Annotated in this window: 14 protein-coding genes; 9 read left to right on the plus strand and 5 right to left on the minus strand. The window is 73.3% G+C overall.

The genetic code is table 11. The features are described from left to right. Window positions 1-2 precede the first annotated feature (2 nt). The gene (locus GA0070214_RS10135; protein ID WP_139141785.1) at window positions 3-845 is read right to left on the minus strand and encodes an ABC transporter permease; all 843 of its coding nucleotides are present in this window, start codon (window positions 843-845) and stop codon (window positions 3-5) included. Further along, entirely contained in the window at window positions 842-1,750 is a 909-nt protein-coding gene (locus tag GA0070214_RS10140; protein WP_244167633.1) for an ABC transporter ATP-binding protein, read from the minus strand. Before GA0070214_RS10140 ends, GA0070214_RS10135 begins: the two co-directional genes overlap by 4 nt. Before the next feature lie 549 nt (window positions 1,751-2,299). Here GA0070214_RS10140 and GA0070214_RS10145 point away from each other — a divergent pair. The 9 genes from GA0070214_RS10145 to GA0070214_RS10185 all read left to right on the plus strand — a co-directional run bounded on the left by GA0070214_RS10145 (window position 2,300) and on the right by GA0070214_RS10185 (window position 14,023). Next, entirely contained in the window at window positions 2,300-4,399 is a 2,100-nt protein-coding gene (locus tag GA0070214_RS10145; protein ID WP_139141786.1) for a TOMM precursor leader peptide-binding protein, read from the plus strand. Window positions 4,400-4,452: 53 nt separating this feature from the next. Continuing rightward, window positions 4,453-4,635, plus strand: coding sequence for a hypothetical protein (locus tag GA0070214_RS10150; protein WP_046564715.1), 183 nt, complete (start codon window positions 4,453-4,455; stop codon window positions 4,633-4,635). Between the two features lie 182 nt (window positions 4,636-4,817). Beyond that, window positions 4,818-5,036: a thiazolylpeptide-type bacteriocin gene (locus GA0070214_RS10155; RefSeq protein WP_225853738.1), complete on the plus strand. Its 219-nt coding sequence runs from the start codon at window positions 4,818-4,820 to the stop codon at window positions 5,034-5,036. 76 nt (window positions 5,037-5,112) lie between these two features. After that, a complete protein-coding gene (locus GA0070214_RS10160) occupies window positions 5,113-5,298 on the plus strand; it encodes a thiazolylpeptide-type bacteriocin (protein ID WP_088993326.1) in 186 nt (61 codons plus the stop codon). Between the two features lie 89 nt (window positions 5,299-5,387). Continuing rightward, complete coding sequence (locus GA0070214_RS10165) at window positions 5,388-7,337, plus strand: TOMM precursor leader peptide-binding protein (protein WP_167364223.1); 1,950 nt, start codon at window positions 5,388-5,390, stop codon at window positions 7,335-7,337. A 10-nt stretch (window positions 7,338-7,347) separates the two neighbouring features. Continuing rightward, complete coding sequence (locus GA0070214_RS10170) at window positions 7,348-8,940, plus strand: SagB family peptide dehydrogenase (protein WP_091261730.1); 1,593 nt, start codon at window positions 7,348-7,350, stop codon at window positions 8,938-8,940. A gap of 30 nt (window positions 8,941-8,970) precedes the next feature. Next, complete coding sequence (locus GA0070214_RS10175; protein ID WP_091261731.1) at window positions 8,971-11,751, plus strand: lantibiotic dehydratase; 2,781 nt, start codon at window positions 8,971-8,973, stop codon at window positions 11,749-11,751. After that, a complete protein-coding gene (locus GA0070214_RS10180; protein ID WP_091261732.1) occupies window positions 11,748-12,797 on the plus strand; it encodes a thiopeptide-type bacteriocin biosynthesis protein in 1,050 nt (349 codons plus the stop codon). Before GA0070214_RS10175 ends, GA0070214_RS10180 begins: the two co-directional genes overlap by 4 nt. Then, window positions 12,794-14,023 carry a zinc metalloprotease gene (locus tag GA0070214_RS10185; protein ID WP_091261733.1) on the plus strand — a complete coding sequence of 410 codons (1,230 nt, stop codon included), beginning with the start codon at window positions 12,794-12,796 and terminating at the stop codon, window positions 14,021-14,023. The genes GA0070214_RS10180 and GA0070214_RS10185 overlap by 4 nt, the downstream gene beginning before the upstream one ends. Window positions 14,024-14,138: 115 nt before the next feature. Here GA0070214_RS10185 and GA0070214_RS31760 read toward each other — a convergent pair whose 3' ends face one another. The 3 genes from GA0070214_RS31760 to GA0070214_RS10200 form a co-directional block, all read right to left on the minus strand. Continuing rightward, window positions 14,139-14,615: a Fic family protein gene (locus GA0070214_RS31760; protein WP_167364224.1), complete on the minus strand. Its 477-nt coding sequence runs from the start codon at window positions 14,613-14,615 to the stop codon at window positions 14,139-14,141. Window positions 14,616-14,763: 148 nt separating this feature from the next. Next, entirely contained in the window at window positions 14,764-15,747 is a 984-nt protein-coding gene (locus GA0070214_RS10195; RefSeq protein WP_139141789.1) for a hypothetical protein, read from the minus strand. Between the two features lie 300 nt (window positions 15,748-16,047). Further along, window positions 16,048-16,497 (minus strand): AAA family ATPase, encoded by a 450-nt coding sequence (locus GA0070214_RS10200; protein WP_091261735.1) that lies wholly within the window; start codon window positions 16,495-16,497, stop codon window positions 16,048-16,050. Window positions 16,498-16,577 lie beyond the last annotated feature (80 nt).

The following is a 16,577-nucleotide window of genomic DNA, read 5'->3' on the forward strand; positions in this document are numbered from 1 at the left end:
GGTCAGCCGACGTCCCGCCGCGCGGCCAGCCAGCCGCCCGCCGCGAACATGATGAGAACGTAGCCCAGCAGGACCAGGGTCGGCACCAGCGCGTTCGAGGACTCCAGCACCCCGGGTGTGCCCCCGTCGAACTGGGACCGCGCGCCCAGCGCCCCGGCCAGCGCGCCGGAACTCGGTGCCAGCAGCACCTTCTGCACCACGGTCAGGGGGCTCAGTGCGAGGGCGAGCGCGCTGACCGCGTTCTCCAGGACCAGCGTCCAGATCAGACCGACGGCGATGGCCGTGGTGGCGCTGCGGAACGCGATGGCGAGGAACCAGCCGAGGGCGGCGTGGGCGGTGCAGATGAGCCAGGCGCCGGTCGCCGCCGCGGCGAGCCGGCCGGCCGACGGCCAGTCGGCGGCCCGTCCCTCGGCGGCGGCCAGCGCGCCGGTGGTCAGCGCCAGCAGGGCGAAGGTCAGCACCGCGATCAGCAGGGTCAGGCCGCACAGGACGACGGCCTGCCCGGCCATCACCTGCGCCCGGCGTGGCCGCTGGGTGAACACCAGGTTCCAGGTGCCCCAGCGGTACTCGTTGCCCACCACGAGCGCGCCGAGGATCACCAGGATGGCGCCCCCGAACAGGGGGAACAGACCGATCCCGGTGGGTACGAGCTGGCCGGGGAGCACGGCGGCCAGCAGTGACTCGGCCGACGACGCTTCCTTGGGGTCACCGGCCAGCGCCAGGTGCACGAGGTAGGGCACCCCGATGCCGAAGACGAGCGCGAGGGCGAGCCAGGTGGCCGTCACCGTCCACACGGCCGGGCGCTTCCGGTCGGCGAACCAGGCCGCCCGCACCGCTGCCATCATCGGAGGCCTCCCGTCGTGGTTGCCGGCTCCTGCCGGCCGGTCCGCTCCTCGGCCATCGGCGGTCGCGCGGGCGCGGTCAAGGTCAGGAACGCCTCCTCCAGCGAGTGCCGCACCGGGCGCAGTTCCCGCACGTCGATCCCGGCCTCGACGAGCCGGCGGTTCAGGGTCGCGGCCAGGGCCGGGTCGGTGGTGACCCGCAGTCGACCGTCGACGAGCTCCACCGACCGGACCCCGTCGTGGCCGCGCAGGCAGTCGGCTGCCCGGTCCGCCGGGTCGGCGTCGATGACCAGCACCGCCTGGCCGAGCGATCCGCGCAGCTCGTCGGGCGTGCCGTCGGCGACCAGCCGCCCGGCGTCGATGACCACGATGCGGTCGCAGATCTGTTCGACCTCGCCGAGGACGTGACTGGACAGCAGCACGGTGCGGCCGCGCCGGCCGAGCGCGCGCAGCAGCTCCCGGATGTCGGTCACCCCGGCCGGGTCGAGGCCGTTGGTGGGCTCGTCCAGGATGAGCAGGTTGGGCTCCTTGAGCAGGGCGGCGGCCACGCCCAGCCGCTGCTTCATGCCCAGCGAGTACGTCCGGAACGGCGAGCCGGCCCGGTCGGTCAGGTGCACCTCGGCCAGCACCCGGTCGGCGGCCCGCTCCGGCACGCCCGCGTACCGGGCGGCCAGGCGCAGGTTGTCGCGGCCGGACAGGTGCGGATAGAACGCCGGCGACTCGATGAGGGCGCCCACCCGGGCGAGCTGTTCCGGGGTGCCCGGCGGCCGGCCCAGCACCTCGATGCGGCCGCTGGTCGGCCGGACCAGGCCGACGAGCATGCGCATGGTGGTGGTCTTGCCCGCGCCGTTGGGGCCCAGGAAGCCGAGCACCTCGCCCTCGTGCACCCGCAGGTCAAGGCCGTCCACTGCGGTGATCCCACCGGGATAGCGTTTGGTCACTTGATGAATTTCAATGGCAAAACGGTCATTCCTCAACGTGCCACCGCAATCGTGCGATGCCGCGCCGCAGGGTCGACGGTCGGATTTCCCTTCGAGTTCATCTCGGTTTCCTTCACATTCCCGACTGCACTCCGGGGTTTTTATTTCGTCGCCTGGACTTAGCGCTGCTTAAGGCGGGTCCGAGGTGGAGTGTGGGCGCCGCGTTGTCGCGCTCCAGCCGTCAGAGGCGGCGCCCAGCGGTGGGCGTTCAAGCCTCTGACCTGCGGCGGAGTGACGACGCGCACAGAGTACCGAAGATCGATCGGGTCCGGTAGGGCCGCCTTGACGGCCGGCGGACGTTTTTGTCTTAGCCGCAGCTCAATGCACTGAAATCTGCTTCCGTCACTACCTCTCCCGAAACAATCTGTTGACGAAAGACTTGACCTTGGGCAGCATGAAGACGCTTTCGAACTGGCCGTGGTCGTTGTCATGGGGGGTCGGATGAGCCAGCCGCCGGACGGTGCAACCAGCCTGGAAATGCGACCCAAGTTGCGGCACGACGTGGTGTTCCTGGACGCCCCGGCCGGCGCCTATCTGCGCGGTCCCGACAGCGCCTTCCTGATCAAGGGCCGGTCGGCGTTCCGCTGGCTGACCTCGCTCAGCCCCTACCTGACCGGGGAGCACACCCTCGCCCAGCTCACCGCCGCCCTCGACCCGGGCCAGCGGCAGACCGTGCTCACCCTGGTCCGCGCCCTGCTCGACCGCGGCTTCGCCAAGGACGCGGGAGACCGCACCGCCCTGCCCGAGCCGCTGGCCCGCCGCTTCGCCGCCCAGATCGAGTTCGTCGACCACTTCGCCGACGACCCCACCGGCCGGTTCCAGCGCTTCCACGCCGCCCGGGTGGCGCTCTGCGGCGGGGGAGAGGCCCTGCTGGCCGCGGCGAGCGGCCTGCTGCGCAACGGCTGCGTCCGCCTCGACCTGCACCCCGACGACGACCCCGACCGGTACGCCGAAGCCCTGGCGCCCGAGCTGGCCGACCTGCGCGCCGACGGCCTGCCGGCGGAGGTGCGCTGCCACGAGGGTGCGCCCGACCTGCGCGCGGTCGACGCGGTGGTCTGCTGCACCGGCCCGGACGGCCTGGCCCGCCTCGCCGCCCTGGCCCGCGACTGCCACCGGGACGGGCCGCTGCTCGTGCCGGTGCACTGGGCCGACGAACGCGCCGTGGTCGGCCCGACCGTCCCCGCCGGGCAGGCGCCGTGCTGGCACTGCGCCCAGCTCCGGCTCGCGGCCGGCACCGACCCGGCGACCGCGGCCGAGTTCTGGCGTCAGCTCGCCGTCGGCGGCGACACCACCGCGGCCCTGCCCGAGGTGACCGCCCGGATGCTCGGCAACGCCGCCGCCTTCGAGGTGTTCCGGGCGTTCACCGGGGCGTTCGTCCCGGACACCGGCGGCGGGGTGCTGCTGCTCGACACGGCCACGCTGGAGTCCACCCGGGAGCGGGTGCTGCCGTACCCGGCCTGCCCGGTCTGCCGCGAGGTCGACGTGGCCGACCCGGGGCCGGCGGACGGCACCGACGAGGAGACCTACCAGCGGGCCGAGGCCCTCGTCACGCCGAACGCCGGAGTGTTCACCCGGTTCGTCGACGACCCGCTGGAGCAGGCGCCGCTGAAGACGGCCCGGCTGCGGCTGCCCGGCCGGCGCGGCCCGCGCGAGGTGACCGCCTTCGACGTGCACACCGTGATGGGCGCCCGGCTCGCCGCGTACCGTGTGGCGGTCCGTGACCACGCCGCCCGCCACGCGGACCCGGCCGCGGCGCTCACCGCCTCGGCGGCAGAGCTGCGCGCGCGGGGCGAGGAGCCGGTGCCCTGGTCGGAGCTGGCCCCGACCGGGGCGCCGCCGGCCGACGACCGGCGGCGCACCCGCTGGCTGGCGGCCACCGTGCTGGACGGGACCGGGTCGGTGCGGGTGCCGGCCGCGCTGGCGTTGCCCACCTCCGGGTTCAACGCCGAGGGCTGGGCCGAGCCCACGGTGGCCGGCGCCGCCGCTGGTGGCTCCCTCGACGAGGTCGTCGACCGGGGGCTGGCCGACGCGCTGGCCTACCGGGCGCTGATCGACGCGCTGCGCGGGCAGGCCGAGGTATGCCCGGTCACCGAGGAAGACCTGGTCGGCGACGACGACACCGCGTTCGTGGTCAAGGCCGCCCACCGGTTCGGCCGCCGGCTGTCGGTCTACACCCTGGGCGGGGCCGCCCCGGCGCACGCCGTGCTCGCCGTCGCCGAACCACCCGGCGGCGGCGACCCGGACTGGGCCCTGGCCGGCGGGTACGACCCGGTGGCGACCCGCCTGGCGGCGGTCCGCGACGCGGTTGGGCGGGTGCAGGTGCGGCACTTCGAGGGCGCCGCCGCCGACCTGGGCGACCCGGTGCTGCGCGACTTCGACCCGGCGGTGCTCACCGCCGCCGCCGCCCCGGCCGCAACGGCGGCCACGCCGACCGACCGCGCGGCCGTGCTGGCCGCGCTGGCCCGGCGGGGGATGAGCGCCCTGCTGGTCGAGACGACGACCCGGGACATCCGGGCCACCGGGGCCTTCCGCAGCGGCGTCGTCCTGCTGCGCCGGCCCGCCCCGGCGGCCGACTGAACCACCACGTCAGTGGTTTCGGCGAGGCACGCACCACGAGAGGAGGTGACAACATGCCGATCACCCTGAACGACGAGCTCCGCGAGCTGGAGACCGAGACCTTCGAGATCGAGGAGGTCGAGGACGGCGGCGAGGCGCTCGCCGCCACCAGCTCCAGCTGCTCCTGCTCGAGCTGCTGCAGCTGCAGCACGTCGAGCTGCTGCAGCACCAGCACCAGCACCTCCAGCTGCGGCTGACCGGCCCAACGGGGTTGCCCCCGACGCTGACGACTCCGGTCCCCGGTGGGACGCCGCATCGAATGACGCACCATCCGCCGCCGGCCGACGCCGGCGAGTAGCCCCTGCGTGCCTCCGCAGCCACCGTGGTGGTGCGGGCGGACCACCGACGACCGGCTCGAACGCGGCTCAAGGAGAGGCCTGTGCCCACACAACCCCCGACATCCGGCGTACTGCCCGACTCGGTCCGCAGCGAACTGCGCGACCTGCAGACCGAGACGTTCGAGATCGAGGACATCGCTGATCTGTCCGCCGAGCTCATGGACATCTGCAGCAGCAGCACGAGCACGTCGAGCTGTTCCAGCTGCAGCACGTCCAGTTGTTGCAGCTGCACCTCGTCGAGTTGCAGCAGCACCAGCTGAGCGACGGCGCCGCCGGTCGCTCCGGACGGCCGCCCGGCGCCGCGCGCCCTGACCGCCAGAGGGGAGGTGGAAGGAAATGCCGGAACTGACCGAGGAACTGCGCGCGCTGGAGACGGAGACGTTCGAGATCGAGGACGTCGACGCCGTCGACGCGATGGTCATGGACTGGTCCAGCTCCAGCTGCTCCTGCTCCAGCTGCTGCAGTTGCAGCACGTCGAGCTGCTGCAGCAGCAGCACCAGCACCGGATGCGGCGGCGGCTGACCCGCCGCCGTCCCGCCGTCCCCGCCGGCGAGCCACGCCGGCGGGGCACCGGCCACCCCAGCCCCGCGACCGCAGACAGGGTGAACCGCATGATCGTCGACGTCCGGACCACCTCCACCGGGTGGGACAGCAGCCTCAAACAGCTCGGCGAGGCGTTCCACGAGCGATTCCAGGATCGCGCGCGGCAGCCGGCCGGCACCGACGCGCCGCTCGACGGCGTCACCGTCCGCATCGCCGCCCTGGGCCTCACCGACGCGTACGCCGACGGCGGGGACGGCCTGACCGGCACGGTGGTGCCGATCTGGTTGCACGGCGCGACCGCGCTCGTCGGGCCACTCTGGACGGGCGCCCCGCCGGGCCCCTGCCCGCTGTGCGTCCAGCGCCGGTGGCAGGCCATCCGGGTGCGCGACGAGCGGCACGCCCTGGAACACCAGGCCCGCGTCGGCACGGTGGCCGCGCTGCCCCACCTGACCCCGTTCGCGGTCGACACGCTGTGGCAGCTCCTGCGCGACGCCGCCCGCTCCCGCGCCGAGCGGCCCGGTGTCGGGCGGCTGTGGCAGCTGCGCATGGACACCCTGGAGACCACGGTCGTGCCGGTGCTCGCCGACTCCGAGTGCCCGGCCTGCGCCACCGCCCCGGCCGACACCGCCGAGGCCGCGGTCATCCCGCTCACCCGCCGGCCCAAGCCGGATCCGACCTCCTACCGGCTGCGTGCGGCCGGCGAGCTGGACCTGCCGGTGACGGCGCTGGCGAACCCGGTGGCCGGCGCCCTGGGCGGCGGGGCGCTGCGCGCGTACAACGCCACGGCCACCGCGCCGGTGACCGGCTACTTCCGCATCCGCAGCCGCTACGACCTGCACGAGATGTGGTGGAGCGGGCACGCCAACAGCTACGGCAGCAGTGAAACCTACGCCCTGCTGGAAGGGCTGGAACGCTACGCCGGCCAGTTCCCCCGCACGCGGCGGACCGACGTCGTCGACAGCTACGCCAACCTGGCCCCGGACGCCCTGGACCCCGCCGGGCTGGGCTACCACCCGGCGTTCTACCAGGGACACGGCCTCTACTACGAGCCGTACGCGCCGAATGCGCCGATGCCCTGGGTCTGGGGCTGGTCGCTGCGGGACAAGGTGCCGCGGCTGGTGCCCGAACAGCTCGTGTACTACCTGGACCGGCGCACCAACCACCGCAAGTTCGTCCAGGAGTGCTCCAACGGCTGCGCCAGCGGCAGCTGCCCCGAGGAGGCGCTGCTGCACGGCATGCTCGAACTCGTCGAGCGGGACGCGTTCCTGCTCGCCTGGTACGGCTCCGCCCGGCTCGCCGAGATCGACCCGGCGACCTGCCGCGACGAGCGGGTGCACTTCATGCTCGACCGGGTCGACCTGCTCGGCTACGACATCCGGCTGTTCGACACCCGGGCCGACCTGCCCGTGCCCGTGGTGACCGCGGCCGCGGTGAAGCGCGGCGACGGGCTCGGCCAGCTGTGCTTCGCCGCCGGCGCCAGCCTCGACCCCGACGACGCGGTCCGCGCGGCCGTCTGCGAGACCGCCTCCTACGTGCCCGGCTTCGACGAGCGCGTCGCCGCCAGCGAACCGGAGCTGCGGGCGATGACCCGCGACTACACGTTGGTCACCGAGCTGAGCCATCACGCCCTGCTCTACGGGCTGCCGGAGATGACCCGCCACGCCGCCTTCCTCTTCGACGACCCGCCGCTGCGCTCGATGACCGACCTGTACGGGGACTGGCTCGCGGCCCGGCCGACCCACGACGACCTGCGCGCCGACATGGAGTACCTGTGCGGCCTGATCGCCGGGCTCGGCGGGGACGTCGTCGCCGTCGACCAGACCTGCCCCGAACAGGAGGTCGCCGGCGTGCACACCATGGCCGTGGTGGCGCCCGCCCTGGTCCCCATCGACTTCGGCTGGCAGCGCCAGCGGGTGCTGTGGAGCGACCGCCTCGAACGGCACCTGGCCCGCGGCACCCACGGACCCGACCGGCTCGGCGCCACCGGCCGCAACCCCCACCCGCACCCCTTCCCCTAGGAGCACCGCGATGCAGCAGGAGGCCGTCCAGGTCGTCCGGGAGTACGCCGAGGCGGTGTTCCGCCGGGCGCGGGTCCCCATGGAACCGCTGAACTACGAGGTGGACTGGATCGACCAGCCCTCCCGGCACACCAGCTACCCGGCCGCACCGCGGGTGCCGCTGCCCGCCGACCTGCCTGCCCTGCCCACCCTGCGGGACCTGTTCACCGGCGAGAACCTGCCGCCGGCCGAAGGCTGGTCGCTGCCCGCCCTGTCGGCGCTGCTGCGCCTGTCGTACGGGGTGCTCGACCGGCGGCTCACCGTGAACTGGAACCAGGACCTGGCCAAGCGGGCGCACTTCGAGCACGCCGTCTGGGGCCGCGGCACCGCCTCCGGCGGCGGCATGTACCCGGTCGAGATCTACCTCGTGGCCGGCGGGTCCGCGCCGCTGCTGCCCGGCATCTACCACTACGGCACCGGCCCGCACGTGCTGGAACGGCTGCTGCTCGGCGACGCCGGCGACCGGATCCGCGCCGCCACCGGCGCCGAGGCGGACAGCTTCCTGGTCGCCACCATCCGGTTCTGGAAGAACTCCTTCAAGTACAACAGCTTCTGCTACCACGTGGTCACCCAGGATCTCGGCGCCCTGCTCGGCTCCTGGGACCTGCTGGCGCGCGCCCTCGGCGTACCCCTGCCCCGGCTGCTCGGCTTCGACCCGGCGCCGGTGGACCGCCTGCTCGGCCTCGACGGCGACCGGGAGAGCGCCTTCGCGGTCGTACCCCTGACCTGGGCCGGCGCCGCGCCGGCCCCACCGGCCGGACGGAGCCCGGACGTCCCGGTCCGGTACCCGGCGTTCGAGCGGTCCCGCACGCTGCGGGAGTTCCCGGCGGTGACCGCCGTGCACCGGGCGGCGGCTGCCCCGGCCGTCCCCGCGCCGGAGGCGCTGGCCGCGGCCGCGCCCCGCGACCTGCCCGGCGAGCCCGTGCCCCTGCCCGCGCCGCTGCTGCAACGGCTGGACCGTCCCCTGTCGACGGTGCTCGCCACCCGGTCCAGCAGCTTCGGCCGGTTCCGCCGGCCCCCCGACCTGACCGCCGCCGAACTGGGCACCACCCTCGCCTTCGCCGCCGCCGGGCGGCACCACCCCGCCGACGCCGGGCTGCCCGCCGACGCGCCGCCCCTCACCAGGCTGTGGGTGTTCGCGAACCACGTCGACGGCCTCGCCGCCGGCACCTACGGCTACTGCCCCCGCCGGCACGCGCTGCTGCCCGCCGGAGCCGAACCCGACGGCGACATGTCCGCCTTCCTGCAACAGCAGTACTTCCTCACCAACTACACGATGGGGCAGGTCGGCGCCGTGCTGGCCATCTCCGGCCGGCTCGACGCGGTGCTCGACGCCGTCGGCCCGCGCGGCTACCGGCTGCTCAACGCCGAGATCGGCGCCGTCGCCCAGCGCGGCTACTGCGCGGCCACCGCCCAACGGATCGGCTGCGGCGCGGTGCTCGGCTTCGACAACGTCGCCATGGACGCCGCCCTCGGCCTGTCCGGCACCGACGAACGCACCGTGCTGTTCCTGCTGCTCGGCCGGCACCCGGACGGCACCGCCGACCTCGTGCACCGGCTCTGACCCCCTGACACGTCGACGAAGGAGAGACCCGTGACGGTGTCCCTGCCCGCCCCGGCGGCCACCGAGGTGTCCTGGCGGATGCCGGAGGTGTTCATGCTGCGCACCACCGGCCTGCCGCTGGAGGTCGCCGACCGGCTCGCCTTCGACCGCAGCGCCGCCTGGGCGCGCCGCACCCTCGATCTGGAAGACCGGCTCCGGGCCACCGGGCCGCCGCTGGCCGACGCCCTTCAGGAGGCGGTGGCCCGCAACCTCACCGACGACCGGCTCCGGCGCCGGCTCATCCGGCTCCGCCGCGACGTGTGGAACCTGCGCCGGCCCGACCCCGCCGATCCCGCGGCCTGGCCCGCCACCGCACTCGGCGCCGACACGCACCGGATGCTGGCCGGCTGGCTGGGGACGTTCGCGGCGTACCACCGGGAGCTGGCCGAAGGCGAGCCCGTGCTGGCCGCGGAGCTGGCGCACCGCCGGACCGTGCTGCGCGAACTGGCCGACGACCCGGACCTGCGCGGCGGCATCCTGCTCGCCTCACCGTCGCTCGACCAGTACCTGCCCACCTACCTGGCCGCGCCCGGCCGGCTCGGCAAACGCGCCCGCCGCGTGGAACGGTCCCTGCTGGAGTACGCCTTCCGCACCGCCTGCAAGACCAGCCCGTTCAGCCGGCTCACCACCGTCAACGTCGGCACCTTCACCCCGACCGCCGGCCCCCTGCTCGACGTGGACCCGGTAATCGACGGGACCGGCGACGCGAAGCGGGGCGCCGCCCGGCTCAACCTGGCGGCGCTCGGCCGGCTGTCGGCCATCGTCCTCGCCGACGAGACGCTGCGCGCGGACCTGCCGGTCGCCCTCACCACCGGCTGGCGCATCGAGCGCGGCCGGCTGCGCTACCTGCGCCGCCGCCGCACCAGCTCCGAGGACGGCGACGCCGCGATCACCCTGGAGTCGATCCACGAGTCGCTGTTCGTGCTGCCCACCGGCCGGGTGCTGCACGACATCCTGGCCGCGCTCGACGGTGGCCGGGTCCGGCGGCTGGCCGACCTCGTCGGAGAGCTGACCACCGACGACCGGCCCGCCGCGGAGATCGCCCAATACCTGCACCACCTGCTGCGCGTGGGTCTGCTCGTGGTGCCGAACCTGCACCTGGACATCCACGCCGACGACCCGGTCGAGGGCTACCGGCGGGCGCTGGGGGAGATCGGCCGCGACTGGGCCGACCGGCTCGCCGAGCGGGTGGCGACCGTCAACCGCCTCGCCACCGGCTACCCCGGGCACGACGTCGACGGCCGCCGCCGGGCGCTCGCCGACATCCGGCGCGAACTCGTCGCCGCCCACGAGGACCTCGGCCGCGCCGACATCCCGGCCCCCCGGACCCTGCTCTACGAGGACGCCACACTGCGCACCGGGCGGCCGGTCACCGCCGACCGGGCCCGCTGGGAGCGCGACGTCCTACCCGGCCTGCGGGCGCTGGCCCGCATCATGCCGGTGTTCGACATCAACCTGCCGCGCCGGCTGGCCACCAAGGGCTTCTTCCGCGCCCGCTACGGCGCCGGCGGGCGCTGCGGCGACCTGCTCACCTTCGCCCACGAGTTCCAACAGGACTTCTTCGAGCACTACAGCGGGCGGATGATGCGCCGCCGGCCGTTCGACGCCGACAACACCTACGTGCGGCAGGAGAACTGGTTCCGGCAGGAGGAGATCACCGCGCTGGACGACGCCCGCATCGAGGTGGCCCGGCGGATGAACGAGGCGTACGACCGGCTGCCGGCCGGGGCCGAGGAACTGCGCCTGGACGACGACTTCATGACCGAGGTGGCCGCCCTGGTCCCGGAGACCCTGGGCACGCTCGACCCCCGGTCGTTCTTCCTCCAGCTCGCCGACCAGGGGGACCGGCACCGGGTGGTGGTCAACCGGATCTACTCCGGCATGACGCTGCTGTTCTCCCGCTTCGCCCACCTCTTCGCCGACCAGGACCTCGCCGGCACCCTGCGCGCCGAGCTGGCCCGGCTGGCGCCGCCGGGCGCCGTGCTCGCGGAGCTGAAGGGCGGGTACGACGCCACCAACCTCAACCTGCACCCGGCGGTCACCCCGTACGAGCTGGTCTGCCCCGGGGAGGTCAGCTTCCGGCCCGCCGCCGAACAGATCCACATGGACGACCTCAGCGTCGAACACGACCCGGTGAGCGACCGGCTGCTGCTGCGCTCCCGCCGGCTCGACGCCGAGGTCATCCCCGTCTACCTGGGGTTTCTGCTGCCCATGGCGCTGCCCGAGGTGCAGCAGGTGCTGCTCACCTTCGCCTACCTGGGCATGGCCCAGCCCGACCTGTGGGCCGGCACCGCCGTGCCGCTGCCCGGCCACGGCATCGCCGGCTACCCGCGCATCGTGCACGGCGACCTCGTGCTGCAGCGGCGGATGTGGAAACTGCACCCGGACCACCTGCCGCCGCCGCGCACCCCGGAGCAGAGCGACGCCGACTGGTTCCTGCGCTGGCAGCGGTGGCGCCGCGACAACAACCTGCCCCGCCGGGTCTTCGCCACCCCCGAGGGCACCCGCCTCACCCCGGCCGCCGACGACGGCCAGCCCGCCGCCCAGCCGGGCGGCCGGCCCGACCACAAGCCGCTGTACGTCGACTTCGACAGCCACTTCTGCCTGCAACTGCTCGAGGCGACCGGGCGGGGAGCAGGCAGCCGCCTGGTGCTCACCGAGATGCTGCCGGACCGCGACGAGCAGGTGCTCCGCGGCCCCGGCGGCACCCACGTCACCGAACTGACCGTGGAACTCAACGGCGTCCGCGCCGCGAAGGAGGACGACCGATGACGCACTTCCCCTCCCCGGTGGCCCACGACTGGATCAGCGTCCATGTCTTCTACGCCAGCAACGCCAACCCCATGCTGGTCGAGGGCGTTCGACCGCTGGTGGACGACCTGCGGGCCGAGGGCCTGATCAGCCGGTACTTCTTCATCAAGTACTGGATGGAGGGGCCGCACGTGCGGCTGCGGGTGCTGCCCGCGCCCGGCGTCGACCCCGCCGTCGTGCGGGCGCGGGTGGACGAGGCCATCGAGGCGTTCCTGCGCCGCCGCCCCGCCCTCTACGAGGTGGACAGCGCGGGACTGGGCGACCTCTACAAGCAGATGTTCCTCGCCGAGTACGGCCGGGAGCGCTGGGACGAGGAGTACGGCCCCGACGGCGTCATGCCCATGCGGGCCAACAACAGCTGGCACCACATCCCCTACGAGCGGGAGTACGGCCGCTACGGCGGACCGGCCGGCATCGAGCTGGCCGAGTGGCACTTCGAGCACTCCAGCGACGTGGTGCTGGACCTGCTGGCCACCACCAACGTGCACGTACGGCCCGTGCTGCTCGGGCTCTCCGCCCAGCTCACCATGATGATGTGCGCGGTGTTCCTCGCCGACGACCGGCGGATCGCCGGATTCCTCGACGAGTACCGCCGGTTCTGGGAGGTCTCCTACTCCGAACCCAGCGACGACTACCACGCCAGCTTCGACAACAGCTACCGGAAGATGGACGCCGCGCTGCGCGACCGCCTCACCCAGATCCGCGCGGGCGCCCGCGAGCACGCCGACGTCCGGCCCGGCGGCGTCGAGGGCCGCTGGTCGGCGCACTGCCGGGAACTGCGCGACCGGGTCGTCGCCGCCACCGAACGGGGCGACCTCGTGTTCCAGCGCGGCGGCGCCGAACCCACCGAGGTCCGCGACCTGGACGCCGCCCTGCCCATCCTGCTCAGCTCGTACGTGCACATGACCAACAACCGGCTCGGCGTGAGCATCCTCGACGAGATCTACCTGTCGTACGTGCTGCGCACCGCCCTGCTCGACGACCTCGCCCCGGCCGGCCGACGATGACCACGACGGACGCCACCTGGACCCGGCCCCGGCTGCGGGCCGAGGTGGTGCTCGGCCCCGGCCAGTGGCGGGGGGAGAAGCTCGTTCACCACGTCAAGGACCCGGAAACCGGCTGGTTCTACCGCGTCGGGCCCCGCGAGCACTTCCTGCTGTCCCGGATGGACGGCACCCGCACGCTGGACGACCTGGCCACCGAGTACGCGGCCACCTTCGGAAAACGGCTCGGGCCGGAGAACTGGCAGCAGCTCTTCGGCATGCTGCACCAGCGGCAACTCCTCGACGGCGCCACCGACCCGGCGGCCCTCGCCCGGCTCACCGCCACCGCTGCCGAGGGCGCGGCACGCACGAAGCGAGGCCCGCTGTCCGCCCGGTGGCCGCTCTACGACCCCGACCGGTTCTTCGACCGGCTGCTGCCCCGGCTCGCCCCGCTGTTCGGCTGGTGGTTCGTGCTGCCGGCGCTGCTCGTCGTGCTGGCCCTCACCGGGTACGTGGCCCTGCACCTGCCAGCGCTGCTCGGCGTCGTCGCCCGCGGCGACCGGCCCCTGGCCGCGATCCTGGCGTCGGTGGTGATCACTTGGCTGATCGTCTTCCTGCACGAGTGCGCGCACGGCCTGACCTGCCGGCACTTCGGCGGGCGGGGCACCGAGATCGGTGTCATGTGGCGCTTCCCGATGCTGGCCCCGTACTGCAAGGTGGACGACATCGTGCTGTTCACCCCGCGCCGCCGGGTCGCCACCGCGTTCGCGGGGGTGTTCGTCAGCATGCTGGCCCTCGTGCCGTTCGCCGCGCTCTGGATCTGGGGCGCGCCCGGGGCGCTGCATGACCTGGCCGGCACCATGCTGCTGTTCGGCACCGCAACCGCCGCGCTCAATCTGGTGCCGTTCCTGCGGTTGGATGGCTACTACATGCTCAGCCACGCCCTGAATCTGGCCGACCTGCGCACCGACAGCTACCGCTTCTGGGGCCGGCTGCTCCGTCGTGGTCCTGCGGCGGTACGCGCCTACCGGCCCCGCGACCGCGCGACCTACGCCCTCTACGGGCTGGCCTCGCTGGGGTTCGCGGTCACGCTGGTCACGCTGCTCGTGCACTACTGGTACGTCACGCTGGCCCGCTGGGTCGGGGGAGGGTGGGCCGTGGCAATCCTGGTCGCGGAGGTGCTGGTGCTGCTCGCGTTCGCCGGCTGGCTCGCCCGCCGCCGGGCGGCCGGGACGGTCCGGTCAGGCTGACGCGAGGTGGTCAGCTTCAGAACGTGCCCGTGCCCCAGGGCACGCGACACGACCGCGCAATACGGGCGGCAGAAGTGCGCCTGACCTAGATGCCGCTGGCATCGGCGATCTTCGGCTACCTGTTCGCCCGCAGCCAGCGGCGACGGGTGGCCGTGGCGATGCCGTGGACCAGCCGGGCCAGGTCCGCTGCTCCCTCGGCGTCGTCGGCTCGGCGGACGGTCGTAAGGATCGGCGCGACCTCGTCGAGTTCGACGCGCTCGCGCAGCAGCACGAACTGGAGCACCAGCCCGGCCGACCGAGCGTTGCCGTCATCGTGCGGATGGAAGAAGGCGACGTCGAGATAGGCCCGGGCCGCCCGGGCCGTCACCGGTGTCTCCCGGTCGGCGGTATCCGCCAGACACGAGGCGAACCGCTGCTCGGTGTCCGCGTGCAGCCCGTACCGTTCCCGGCCGTTCTTCGCGAACGCCGCCGCGCGGCGGAACGCCGCCACCGGGACACCACGGACGAGGCGGTTCCAGCGGGCCAGGAGGTCCGAGGTGAGGTCGGCGCCGGCGGCGGCTTCGAGCCGCACGTCGTCGTACGCGCTCAGCAACCGGCTCAGCCGTCGTGGGTCATGCCCGGCGGATCCGTGGGCGAAGTCGACGAAGCCGTCACGAATCGCCGGCCCCGGCGCCTTCGAATGCGGGACGACATGCCGCCAGCCGACGGAATCCCGCACCCGCTGCCACACCGCCAGATGATCAGGCAGGGTCAACGGCCACCCGCCGCGCCAGGTCCTCGGCCACCGACTCCACGACCGCCTTCGGCGGCTCCACCCAACTGTCGAAGCGGCCGGCGACCGCGTGTTCGAGTAGTTCCTCCCGGCGGCGGATGGACTCGATCCCGGCCGCCTCGAGAAACCAGCCGAGTACGGTCATGCAGCAGCCGTACCAGCCGGACTCGTACAGCGTGCGATCACCGACCGCAGTCACCAGGTGCGCAACCGCGCGCTCCCATCCGTCCAGGTCGTCGGCGGGAAGTGGCAGGAACCGGTCGAAGCGCTCCGCCAGATCGTCCAGCCAGTCGCGCCATTCCACCAGTGCCGCGGAGATGGTGGTCGCGGTCGCCTCCGGCGTGGTGACCGAGTGCGAGAAGCAGCACCAGGAGCCAACCGGGCCACCATCGAGGTCGCCCTCGCCGACGGACCAGCGCCAACCCACCGCCCACCGCCCGTACCGGTCGACGAGCCCGGCCGACACGTTCGCCAGCCACAGGTCTTTGAGACGCCAGTCGGCCCCGTGTGACGGGAGTCCGAACGCCGCGAGCAGATCGTCCACCACCGCCCGAACCGTGTCCGGGTCGAAGCTCCGGTCCGGGGAATCGGTGTCCGCCCAGCTCAGCAGCCGCGGACGAGGCAGACGGCGGTCCTCGGGCGTCGTGTAGATGGTGATCCGGCCACTGCCTTGAACAGCCCGCCAGGCCGGCGGCTCGCCCGTCCCGTCCACTGCCGTGGGGGCCGCCTCGGCGAACCGGCCGCCGGCATCGGTGGCGAGTTCCACCAGTAGTTCATGCCAGGCCACCACGGCGTCAGCGATGCGGGTCAGCGTCTCGTCGGGTGTCGTCACCGGAGGGCGTTCCGCCCGCCAGACGGGGATGACCCCGCGGTCCTGGTAGTGCTCGATCGTGACGGTGTACCACCAGCCCACCACCCAGTCGCCCAGGTGCTCGACCAGCGCCTCCGTCATCCGGTCGTACCAGAAGTCGATCAGCCGCCAGTCGGTGCCCGCCGGCGGGACCTCGGCGGCCGGCGGCAGCACCCGCACCAGGTCCGCGACAGCGGCCGGGTCGAACGCGGGCCGCGCAGCGGGATCGAGGTCTCTCCAGGTGAGTGTCCGGAGCTCGGGAAGCTTGACTCGGTCAGTTGTCACACTCGGCCTTCCATCTGGGCAGCCGGCCAGCCTAACGGGTCCGCCCTCCCGCTCGCCGCCCCCGCCAACGACATCGCATGGTGAAGTGGCGTCAACGACCGTCCTGTTGGGGGCAGTTCAGGACGCCGGACCGAGCAACTGCTCGATGATGTCGGCCAGTTCGCCCACGGGGCGTTGGCCGTCGAGTTCCAGCGTGGCGCCGCGCCGCAGCAACGGCTCCACCTCGCGGACGTAGCGCGCGATGTCGGCGCGATGCTCGGCGGTCTTCCCGTACGGATTGTTGGACCGCGCCGTGACCCGATCGAGCAGGACGCCGAGTGGTGCACTCAGCAGGATGATGTGGTCGAAACGGTCGTAGAAGTGGCCCTGGTTGGCCACCGTCCCCGCTACGACCAGCACGGGCCGGTCCGCGAGCAGAGCTGCCATCCGTGGCTCGTCCCAGTCGCCGTCCGGCAAGGTCCAACCGTCATGGTCGGTGTCGACGGTGTCGTAGCCGCGACGGGACAGCTCGGTCAGCAGCGTGGTCTTACCGGCGCCCGACATGCCCGTCACCAACACTCGTGCCACCCATCGACCCTACGCAGGCCGGCGCAGCCCGAGTGCTCCCGCCCCACGGATGCGATTGCCCCCAGGCAGATCGATGACAT

The organism is Micromonospora chaiyaphumensis, assembly GCF_900091435.1.
GTDB classification, from domain to species: Bacteria; Actinomycetota; Actinomycetes; order Mycobacteriales; family Micromonosporaceae; genus Micromonospora; species Micromonospora chaiyaphumensis.

Coding starts and splice junctions, on each gene's coding strand:
- GA0070214_RS10195 (WP_139141789.1), bottom strand. CDS start 15,747: ATGACGGAGGCGCTGGTCGAGCACCTGGGCGACTGGGTGGTGGGCTGG.
- GA0070214_RS10160 (WP_088993326.1), top strand. CDS start 5,113: ATGCCGGAACTGACCGAGGAACTGCGCGCGCTGGAGACGGAGACGTTC.
- GA0070214_RS10170 (WP_091261730.1), top strand. CDS start 7,348: ATGCAGCAGGAGGCCGTCCAGGTCGTCCGGGAGTACGCCGAGGCGGTG.
- GA0070214_RS10135 (WP_139141785.1), bottom strand. CDS start 845: ATGATGGCAGCGGTGCGGGCGGCCTGGTTCGCCGACCGGAAGCGCCCG.
- GA0070214_RS10145 (WP_139141786.1), top strand. CDS start 2,300: ATGCGACCCAAGTTGCGGCACGACGTGGTGTTCCTGGACGCCCCGGCC.
- GA0070214_RS10150 (WP_046564715.1), top strand. CDS start 4,453: ATGCCGATCACCCTGAACGACGAGCTCCGCGAGCTGGAGACCGAGACC.
- GA0070214_RS10180 (WP_091261732.1), top strand. CDS start 11,748: ATGACGCACTTCCCCTCCCCGGTGGCCCACGACTGGATCAGCGTCCAT.
- GA0070214_RS10185 (WP_091261733.1), top strand. CDS start 12,794: ATGACCACGACGGACGCCACCTGGACCCGGCCCCGGCTGCGGGCCGAG.
- GA0070214_RS10165 (WP_167364223.1), top strand. CDS start 5,388: ATGATCGTCGACGTCCGGACCACCTCCACCGGGTGGGACAGCAGCCTC.